Origin of the sequence: Rhodococcus sp. EPR-134 (genome assembly GCF_001647205.1) — a bacterium.
Classification (GTDB): Bacteria; Actinomycetota; Actinomycetes; order Mycobacteriales; family Mycobacteriaceae; genus Rhodococcus_F; species Rhodococcus_F qingshengii.
In genome coordinates, this window is record NZ_LVCT01000419.1 from 1 (window position 1) to 8,780 (window position 8,780).

An 8,780-nucleotide genomic window follows, 5' to 3' on the forward strand; every position below is an offset into this window, starting at 1 on the left:
CTCATTGCCCGACGCAGCGTGGATCGCCTGGATCTCACCGGTACTCGGCACCGTGATGTACGCCTGGGGCGGTTCCCCGTTCCTCACCGGCGCAATCGGCGAAATCCGTTCACGTGCACCGGGAATGATGCTGCTCATCGCCCTCGCGATCACCGTCGCATTCGCCTCGTCGATGGGAGCGAGCCTCGGCCTGCTCGATCACCAGCTCGACTTCTGGTGGGAACTGGCCCTGCTGATCGTGATCATGCTGCTCGGGCACTGGATCGAAATGCGATCCCTCGCGCAGACCACCTCCGCCTTGGACTCACTGGCCGCACTGCTCCCGGACACCGCCGAACGCGTCGACGGCGACGACGTGGTGCCGGTGTCCCCATCCGAGCTGCAGCTCGGTGATGTCGTTGTCGTCCGCCCCGGCGGCCGAGTACCCGCGGACGGCACCATCGTCTCCGGATCGGCGAGCATCGACGAATCGATGATCACCGGCGAATCACGCACGATCCGCCGCAGCGCCGGCGACCAGGTCGTCGCCGGCACGGTCGCCACCGACTCAGGTCTCCGCATCCAGGTCACCGCGGTCGGCGACGATACTGCCCTCGCCGGCATCGGCCGCCTGGTCGCCGACGCCCAGAACTCGACCTCGCGTGCTCAGCGCATCGCCGACACCGCCGCCGGCTGGCTGTTCTGGTTCGCAGCCGGATCCGCGATCATCACCGCCGCCGTGTGGACTCTGGTCGGGATGCCCGACGACGCCGTCATCCGCACCATCACCGTGCTGGTCATCGCCTGCCCGCACGCACTCGGACTCGCTATCCCGTTGGTGGTCTCCATCGCCACCGAACGCGCCGCCCGCGGCGGTGTACTCGTCAAGGACCGGCTCGCACTCGAAACCATGCGCACGGTGGATACCGTGTTATTCGACAAGACCGGCACCCTCACCAAAGGCGAACCCACCGTCACCGCGATCGAGGTGACCGACGGGCGCACCGCCGCCGACGTTCTCTCACTCGCTGCTGCCGCGGAAGCGGACTCCGAACATCCCCTGGCTCGCGCCATTGTCGAGGCCGCACGAGCACGGAACCTGACGGTCCCGGTGGCCGCCGACTTCCAGTCGTCCCCCGCTGTCGGGGTCGCAGCCGACGTCGACGGCCTCCGGATCCAGGTCGGCGGGCCAGCGCTGCTCGAGCAAGAGCGCGGATCCGAACTCGCTGTCGCCGATCGGTGGCGCGGGGACGGGGCGATCATCCTGCACGTCCTCGCCGGCGGTGCCGTGATCGGAGCACTCGCGCTCGCCGACGAGATCCGGCCCGAATCCCGCACCGCGATCGACGCGCTCCACGCGCGCGGAATCGCGGTCGTGATGATCACCGGCGACGCCGATGCCGTCGCGAAGTCCGTCGCCACCGAGCTCGGTGTGGACCGCTACTTCGCCGGGGTGAAACCGGAAGACAAGTCCCACACCGTCGCCGAACTCCAGAGCGAAGGACGCACCGTGGCGATGGTCGGCGACGGAGTCAACGACGCACCGGCTCTTGCGCAGGCCGATGTCGGCATCGCGATCGGGGCGGGTACCGACGTCGCGATCGCATCGGCCGGAGTGATCCTCGCCAGCGACGACCCGCGGTCGGTGTTGTCGGTGATCGAACTCTCGCGGGCCTCGTACCGGAAGATGAAGCAGAACCTCTGGTGGGCTGCGGGATACAACCTGATCTCCGTCCCGCTCGCGGCGGGGGTTCTGGCACCGGTCGGGTTCGTACTCCCCATGTCGATCGGCGCGATCCTGATGTCGCTGTCGACGATCATCGTCGCCGCGAACGCACAATTACTGCGTCGCCTCGACCTCGCACCCGACGCCATCGCCGGGGCGGTGAACGAGGGGAGTTCCAATCCTCCGTCGCAGCGCGAACCGGCACTGTGAGAGCTGATTTCGTACCGGGAACGCAGCCCTGACAACTGTGGAACGCTGATAGCCGCATCCTCTCCGCCGGAGAGGATGCGGCCATCGTGTCGTGTAGCGGGCCAGGTCAGCCGAGCAGTCGCTGCATGGTGTCGATTTCTTGTTGTTGGGTGGCGACGATGGTGCGGGCCATCTCCTGGGCGTCAGGATCGGTCCCGTCCGCGATTTCGGTGTTCGCCATCTCGATGGCGCCGGTGTGGTGGGCGATCATCATCGTGAGCCATTGGCGGTCGAATTCGGGTCCCGACGCTGCCCTCAACGCGTCCATGTCCTGAGTGGTCATCATGCCGCTGCCCGAGCTGTGGTCCATCCCGCCCATCTGGCCCATGTCGGCCGAGGGTGCGGGCTGACCCCATTCGGTGAGCCATGCCGTCATCTGGTCCATCTCGGGTTGTTGCGCGGCGGCGATCGCTGATGCCAGTGACAGCACGTCCGGGTTGTCGGTGCGGCCGTTCGCCATGTCGGCCATCTGGACTGCTTGGGCGTGGTGCGGGTACATCATCTGCGCGAACATCACATCGGCATCGTTGAACTGTGCCGACGAGCTCGCCGAAGCGGACGATGCCGGCGACGCCGAGGACATCGAGCCCATCGAATGGCCGTCCATCGACGAATCGGTCGTGTTGTCGCTGCAGCCGACGACGAGGAACGCGCTCGCGGCAGCAGCAGCGAGTGAGGCAATGATTTTGGTACGCATGAGGAAACTCCTTGCAAGAGTGAGTAGTACAGAGAATTGAATGTGTATCGATCCCCCGACAGACGTGCGTCTGTCGGGCTCCCCGTCACACTCGCAAGGTCACCGATCTGTCCAACTCCCACAACGTCCACGGCGGTGCACGTTCGAGCGTGGAATCGGCGCGTCCAATGATCCGGTTCACCGATGTCGGCACCAGGTCGATGGCTGCGCTCGCAGCCGGGACCGTCAGCGCAGGCCACGACGCGGTAGTGCCGACACAGGGATGCATCATCTGGTGTGCCGACGGGCAGCCGTGCTCCCCGGTCATTACCGAAACCACGGCGTCGGTGTGGGACGGTGCTGCCGCCGAAGCATGGCCGTCGCTCATCGACGTGGACATAGAGCCGGTCACGGACCTCGACATCGGTGTTACCGAATGCATCAACAGAACACCGAACACCGTCAGTGCAATCAGCAAACAGACCGTCGGAGCTGTGCCCCGTCGACCGCGCCGGCTCACTGAGTGCATGCCCCCAACGATACCAAGAGATACCCCCTGGGGGTAACCACTGGTTGAGGAGGCAGGCCCAGCGGCCACGTCCGTCGGTTCGATGTGACTGCGAGTGTGCTGGGTACCAGAAGGGGGGCTCTGGCTAGGCGGAATCGACAGTGCCGGCCGTATCCGGTGCGGCCATTCCGAGGTGTTCGATGTGATAGACCGCCTCGTCGAGAAGCATCGCCACGTGATTGTCGTACAAGCGGTAGACGATGCTGCGGCCGGATCGCGCCCCGGTGACCAGTCCCATCGCGCGGAGCAAGCGGAGTTGATGAGAGACGGCGGACTGTTCCATCTCGACGGCGTCGGCCAGGTCGTTCACCCCACTGGGGCCTTGCCGTAGCTGGGTGAGAATCCGCAGCCTGCTCGGTGTCGCCAGAGCCTGCAATGTCGCCGCAACTGTTGCCGCGGATTCGGCGTCGAGCTGTGCTGGAGGACGTGGCCGCCCGTCGACTTCGTGTCCCATGCGGCAACTGTAGTCCATGTACATATGTAAAGATCTTCATATGTTCCTGTACAGTCACCCGTACATCCACATTCGTCGGCAGAAGGCAGTCATGGCATCGATCGGCACTACCACTGCGGCCGCGCCCACGGCCCGGCGCAACCCCGGCTCCTCGCGAACGCGCCTGCTCGACGTCGCCGAGGTGAGGTGGGCGCTGGCTGCCACCGCACTGTTCCTTCTCGGACTCCTAACGCAGCTCGTCGATGCCCCGTTCTGGTTGTTCTGGGCGCTCTACCTGGCCTGCTATGTCACCGGCGGCTGGGAACCGGCACGCGAGGGACTACGCGCACTGCGAGAGAAGACCCTCGACGTCGACCTGTTGATGATCGTCGCGGCCCTCGGCGCAGCAGCGATCGGGCAGATCTTCGACGGCGCACTGCTCATCGTCATCTTCGCCACCTCCGGCGCACTCGAGGCGGTCCTGACTCGCCGTACGGCCGACTCGATTCGCAGTCTCCTCGATCTCGCGCCCGAGACCGCCGTGAAGCTCGATACCGCGGGCGTCGAGCATCGAATCGACGCCGCGGATCTTCGATGCGGCGATATCGTGATTGTCCGACCCGGAGAGCGCATTTCCGGCGAGGGCACCATCGTCGACGGCAGTTCCGACGTCGATCAGTCCTCGATCACCGGTGAGGCGATCCCAGTGTTCAGGTCGGTCGGCGACGGCGTCTTCGCCGGCACCATCAACGGCACCGGCGCGTTGCGGATCCGCATCGACGTCGACCCCTCGGAGACCGTCATCACCCGCATCGTGGCCATGGTGGAACACGCGTCGGCCACGAAAGCGAAGAAGCAGCTGTTCATCGAGAAGGTCGAGCAGTACTACTCGAAGACCGTAGTCGTATCTACCGCAGCAATTTTCGCGATCCCGATGCTGCTCGGAAACGAACTCCAACCGGCCCTGCTGCGAGCGATGACATTCATGATCGTCGCCTCCCCGTGCGCGGTGGTCCTCGCGACGATGCCGCCTCTGCTCGCGGCGATGGCCACCGCCGGTCGCCACGGTGTTCTGGTCAAATCTGCTGTCGTCATGGAACAACTCCGCACGATCGAGGTGGTGGCATTCGACAAGACCGGAACCCTCACCGAAGGAACACCGCAGTTCGAACGCGTCGATGCATTCACCGGCTTCAGCGAAACCGACGTGCTCACCGCGGCAGCGGCTGCCGAGATGGGCAGCGAACACCCGATCGGCGCAGCCATCGTCAGCTACACCCGCAGCCGAGGTCTGCAGATACCGGCGTCGACGGCATTCGAGTCGACACCGGGTGTGGGAGTCCGCGCGAACGTCCACGGCGAGGTAGTGACCGTGAGCAAACCTGACGTGGTACCGAAAGCTGTACCGTCCGAACGTCTGTCGATACGCGAATGGGAGTCGACGGCCGAACGTACCGCGGTCGACCGTGAATCGGGCGGTATGACCGCAGTGATCGTGCGCGTCGGAGGCGAACCAATCGGAGTGATCGCCCTTGCGGACACCGCGCGCTCGAACCTCGACGCCACCATCGGCGAGCTCGAACGGGTAACCGGTAGTCCGGCAGTGCTACTCACCGGAGACAACGTCCGCGCAGCGCATGCGGTGGCCGAGCGTATCGGGATCACCGACGTTCGGGCAGGTCTGCTTCCCGAGGACAAGGCAGCGGCAGTGCAGCAACTGCAGCGCAGCGGACTTTCGAGCGGCGGCACTCGCGAGCGCCGCGTTCTTCTGGTCGGTGACGGCGTCAACGACGGCCCGGCACTTGCAGCCGCCGACATCGGTGTCGCCATGGGACGCAAGGGTTCAGACCTCGCACTCGACACCGCCGATGCGGTCCTGGTGCGCGACGACCTCGCAACCTTGTCGTCGGTGATCGAACTGTCGCGGCGTGCGCACCGGATCGTGGTCGCCAACCTCGCGATCGCGGCGACGTTCATCGTGGCACTCGTTGGATGGGATCTGTTCTGGACCCTTCCGCTGCCGATCGGAGTAGCCGGGCACGAAAGCTCCACCGTCCTCGTCGCTCTCAACGGGATGCGCCTGCTGTCGTCGCGAACCTGGCGCGAAGGACGTAGGGAACTGTAGGGGTGGCAGTCACCTGGCCACCTTGATCGCCCTCCGCTAAGGAGCGGCGAGACGAATGCACCGGGGCAACGCCACATACTTGAACGGTGAGTACTTCCCTGGCCGAGCCTGGTCCGCCGCTCGTGGTTCTCTGTCTGGTGATGGTGGCCCTCGCTGCGATCCTCTATCGGGTCTCCTCGTTCGGGCGCATGATCACCGCTCCCGCTGCTGCCGTTCGCGGGTTCGTTCAACTGGCGGCAATCTCGCTGATTCTCGCTGCGGCGCTTGCGCATCTGTGGTCGTCGCTGCTCGTACTGCTGGTGATGTTCGGGGCTGCGGCGTTCACGTCGAGTCGGCGTTCGGAATCGGGAAGGTCCGGTATCTGGCTCGTTCTTCCCCTCGCTGTGGGTATCGGGATCGTCGTGCCCTTGTGCTTGCTCACGGGCGTCGTTCCGGCGCAGGGAATCTCGATCGTGCCGGTCGGCGGAATCATCCTGGGTGGGACGATGACGGCAACATCGCTGTCCGCACGCCGCGCACTGGCCGCGTTGACCGACCGGCACGGCGAAGTGGAGGCGGCGCTCAGTCTGGGCATGACCGAACGTCAGGCACGGCTGGAGGTGGTGCGACCCACCGCGAACGACGCGCTGCTGCCGGGACTGGACCAGACACGAACGGTGGGACTGGTGACGTTGCCGGGTGCATTCGTGGGCGTACTGCTGGCCAGCGGTTCGGCCCTGCAGGCTGGGGCTGTGCAAATTCTGGTGCTGTGCGGGCTGCTGCTTGCACAAACCGTCGCCGTCGCACTGACCGTGGACCTTGTCGCGCGCGGATCTGTCCATCGGAGGCCGTAGGACGGGTGGTTCGAGCCAGTGTCGAGAAGGTCGGTATGCGTTCACGGGGTGACGAGTCCTGGCGGTTGGAAGACAACACTGAACGGAAGCATGCCCCGCTCGAAGTGCCTGAAGAGGCAATGCGCAGCCCACTTCTGAACAAGTGCAGTCGTCTTCTGAAACTGACAGCCCAAAAGTTCACCCATGACGCAGCAGTGTTCCAGAACTCACCGACAAGCCGAATAATGAACCATCAGTTTTGGACATGAGTTTCGGAACATGTCTTCGGCCAGCTCACTGAAAAACGTCCCCGATGTTTCAAATACGACCGTTTATGAAACATCGTTCGGCGGCGCCGAAAATCGGGTCCGATCGACTGCCGAGACCGCTGTGGGCGCGCTCGAGGTCGACGGCGCGTTTGTGGTCGGCGGGTCGCTGGTAGGAGTGTCCTGAATTATCGGATACTGCGGATAACATGAACGCGATATTCATTCAGAATGTAACGAAAAGGATTTCCCTGTGGCCGAAATATTTATTCGCCAACTTATCGACGATCTGGATGGAAAGCCCATCGACGCCTGATTGGGGCACGAAGTCACCTTTTCGTATCAGGGTGCCGATTATCGGATTGATTTGCGACCCGCGAATGCTGACAAGATCGAGGCGGTATTCGCGCCGTATATAAAGGTGGCGGAGAAGGTCTCCTCTGCCGGCAAGTCGCGTGCGAATACTTCGACGGCGATCAAGATGTCGGGGTCTGGACGATCCGCCGAGCAACTGAAAGCGATCCGGGACTGGGCCGCCAAGAACGGCTTCGAGGTCTCCCTTCGTGGACGGATCAAGGCCGACGTCATCGAGGCTTTCGACGCCGCACATTAAGCACTGAACAGCATCTTTTCTCACTGACATCAACGAGTGGCGCACTTATATCCCGTGATTCTTCTCGGTGAGAAAACGAAAGATTCAGGCGAGCTTGAGACCGCCCTCGGCGGCGAAGACCAAACGGCCGTCGTCGAGGGCGATCGCCCACCGCTGCACCGGCGCCCAGTCCCGCCCCAGGTCAGAGGCGTCGATGACGGTATCGGCGTAGTCCTCGACCACGACCCTAACCTGCGGCTCGGTATCGCCGGACCGTGATTCGGAGGACGGGATCACCTTGACCCGAGAACCCACCGCAATGGGGCCACTGCGTTGAGGGCCAGAATCGGACATAGACCTGATTGTGGCAGAGAATCCGCCACACCCACCGGTCATGATCGCGATGGACGTGCAATCGATTCTAATTCGAGACACTCAATCACGTCGCAAATGAGGCATGAAACTACCGGCGTACGTGCAACCGGAAGCGCCGTAATCGTCCTGGAACTGCAGGAATGGACGTTGCTGACGGAATGACGGCGGTGCGGCGGTTACGACAGACACGGCACCAGCGGCAGATTGAAGAACCAGTTGGCCAGGCGGATCAAGATCGGCTCGGAGTGTTAGTGATGGGGCGGTTGCTAGCGGCTCTCGGTGGAGACTGGGTCAAGTTGGAGAAGACAGCCCCTCTTTTCCTCGAATTCTTCCACGACCGCAGTGACCCGAAGGGTGTCTTTAACCCCCAAGGTGTCGGGGATGTCGGGACCGATGAGATGTAGATCAGACACGATGTTGACGTCCTGGAACTGGAAATTCGGCCCGCCGCCGTCTCTTTCGTCGAAATCTCTGGCACCGATCAGAATGTCGTAGCGCGTTTTGTACTTGCCGTGGTTGTTCATCGCAGCAATGTGACCGTCGAACTGGATGGTCCGGCCTGCATACTGGGTGGCGAAATCGGCGACTGGTTGGCCGCACTGGTCCGTATCGTGCAGGATCCGGGCGAGATCCTCGTTGTTGTCGATGGTGAGTATCTCAGCGGCTTCGGGGGCCGCAGGTTCCGCTGCCTGTTCGGGAGCAGGAGGTGGGGAGGCTTGCTCGGCGCTCGTGGCTGCCACGGCTTCGGTCGTGGACGCGTCGCTGTCGTCTTCCTGCAGCGCCCCGATGGTGATGATGCCCGCCAGGATGACACCGGCGCCGCCGACTGCGGCCCACAATCGCCAGGGGGTCTTTGGCTTTGGTCGGCGGAAGGTCATGGTGGTTCGCAGGGTGCCCTGCTGTTGGGTGACCAGTTCCCAGCCTTCCTGCTGCTTTTTTGTGATCGTTTTCGCCTCGGTGCCCCGGATCGCCTTGATCT

General features: G+C 63.6%; 9 protein-coding genes. 4 read left to right on the plus strand and 5 right to left on the minus strand.

All coding sequences use genetic code 11. The annotated features are described in order from the left end of the window. The first annotated feature begins 4 nt into the window (after positions 1-4). Entirely contained in the window at positions 5-1,915 is a 1,911-nt protein-coding gene (locus A2J01_RS19270) for a heavy metal translocating P-type ATPase (protein WP_231915840.1), read from the plus strand. 106 nt (positions 1,916-2,021) lie between these two features. Here the strand turns inward: A2J01_RS19270 and A2J01_RS19275 are convergent, their stop codons facing one another. The 3 genes from A2J01_RS19275 to A2J01_RS19285 all read right to left on the minus strand — a co-directional run bounded on the left by A2J01_RS19275 (position 2,022) and on the right by A2J01_RS19285 (position 3,652). Further along, on the minus strand, positions 2,022-2,651 hold the full coding sequence (locus A2J01_RS19275; protein ID WP_003943446.1) for a DUF305 domain-containing protein: 630 nt from the start codon (positions 2,649-2,651) through the stop codon (positions 2,022-2,024). An 85-nt stretch (positions 2,652-2,736) separates the two neighbouring features. Next, positions 2,737-3,159 (minus strand): DUF6153 family protein, encoded by a 423-nt coding sequence (locus tag A2J01_RS19280; protein WP_030537379.1) that lies wholly within the window; start codon positions 3,157-3,159, stop codon positions 2,737-2,739. Between the two features lie 124 nt (positions 3,160-3,283). Continuing rightward, positions 3,284-3,652, minus strand: a complete 369-nt coding sequence (locus A2J01_RS19285; RefSeq protein ID WP_030537380.1) for an ArsR/SmtB family transcription factor — start codon at positions 3,650-3,652, stop codon at positions 3,284-3,286. A gap of 91 nt (positions 3,653-3,743) precedes the next feature. On the opposite strand from A2J01_RS19285, the gene A2J01_RS19290 reads away from it, so the two are divergent. The 3 genes from A2J01_RS19290 (at position 3,744) to A2J01_RS19300 (ending at position 7,447) form a co-directional block, all read left to right on the plus strand. Then, complete coding sequence (locus A2J01_RS19290; RefSeq protein WP_178377368.1) at positions 3,744-5,756, plus strand: heavy metal translocating P-type ATPase; 2,013 nt, start codon at positions 3,744-3,746, stop codon at positions 5,754-5,756. Between the two features lie 86 nt (positions 5,757-5,842). Next, entirely contained in the window at positions 5,843-6,589 is a 747-nt protein-coding gene (locus A2J01_RS19295; RefSeq protein ID WP_030537382.1) for an ABC transporter permease, read from the plus strand. A gap of 561 nt (positions 6,590-7,150) precedes the next feature. Then, positions 7,151-7,447, plus strand: coding sequence for a histone-like nucleoid-structuring protein Lsr2 (locus tag A2J01_RS19300; protein ID WP_269455328.1), 297 nt, complete (start codon positions 7,151-7,153; stop codon positions 7,445-7,447). Between the two features lie 84 nt (positions 7,448-7,531). Here A2J01_RS19300 and A2J01_RS19305 read toward each other — a convergent pair whose 3' ends face one another. Together A2J01_RS19305 and A2J01_RS19310 are read right to left on the minus strand one after the other, a co-directional pair. Next, positions 7,532-7,780 carry a hypothetical protein gene (locus A2J01_RS19305; protein WP_064113347.1) on the minus strand — a complete coding sequence of 83 codons (249 nt, stop codon included), beginning with the start codon at positions 7,778-7,780 and terminating at the stop codon, positions 7,532-7,534. A 287-nt stretch (positions 7,781-8,067) separates the two neighbouring features. Then, positions 8,068-8,780: DUF4839 domain-containing protein (locus tag A2J01_RS19310; protein ID WP_064113346.1), on the minus strand; the 713-nt coding region annotated here is incomplete at its 5' end.

Coding starts and splice junctions, on each gene's coding strand:
- A2J01_RS19285 (WP_030537380.1), bottom strand. CDS start 3,652: ATGGGACACGAAGTCGACGGGCGGCCACGTCCTCCAGCACAGCTCGAC.
- A2J01_RS19290 (WP_178377368.1), top strand. CDS start 3,744: ATGGCATCGATCGGCACTACCACTGCGGCCGCGCCCACGGCCCGGCGC.
- A2J01_RS19280 (WP_030537379.1), bottom strand. CDS start 3,159: ATGCACTCAGTGAGCCGGCGCGGTCGACGGGGCACAGCTCCGACGGTC.
- A2J01_RS19305 (WP_064113347.1), bottom strand. CDS start 7,780: ATGTCCGATTCTGGCCCTCAACGCAGTGGCCCCATTGCGGTGGGTTCT.
- A2J01_RS19275 (WP_003943446.1), bottom strand. CDS start 2,651: ATGCGTACCAAAATCATTGCCTCACTCGCTGCTGCTGCCGCGAGCGCG.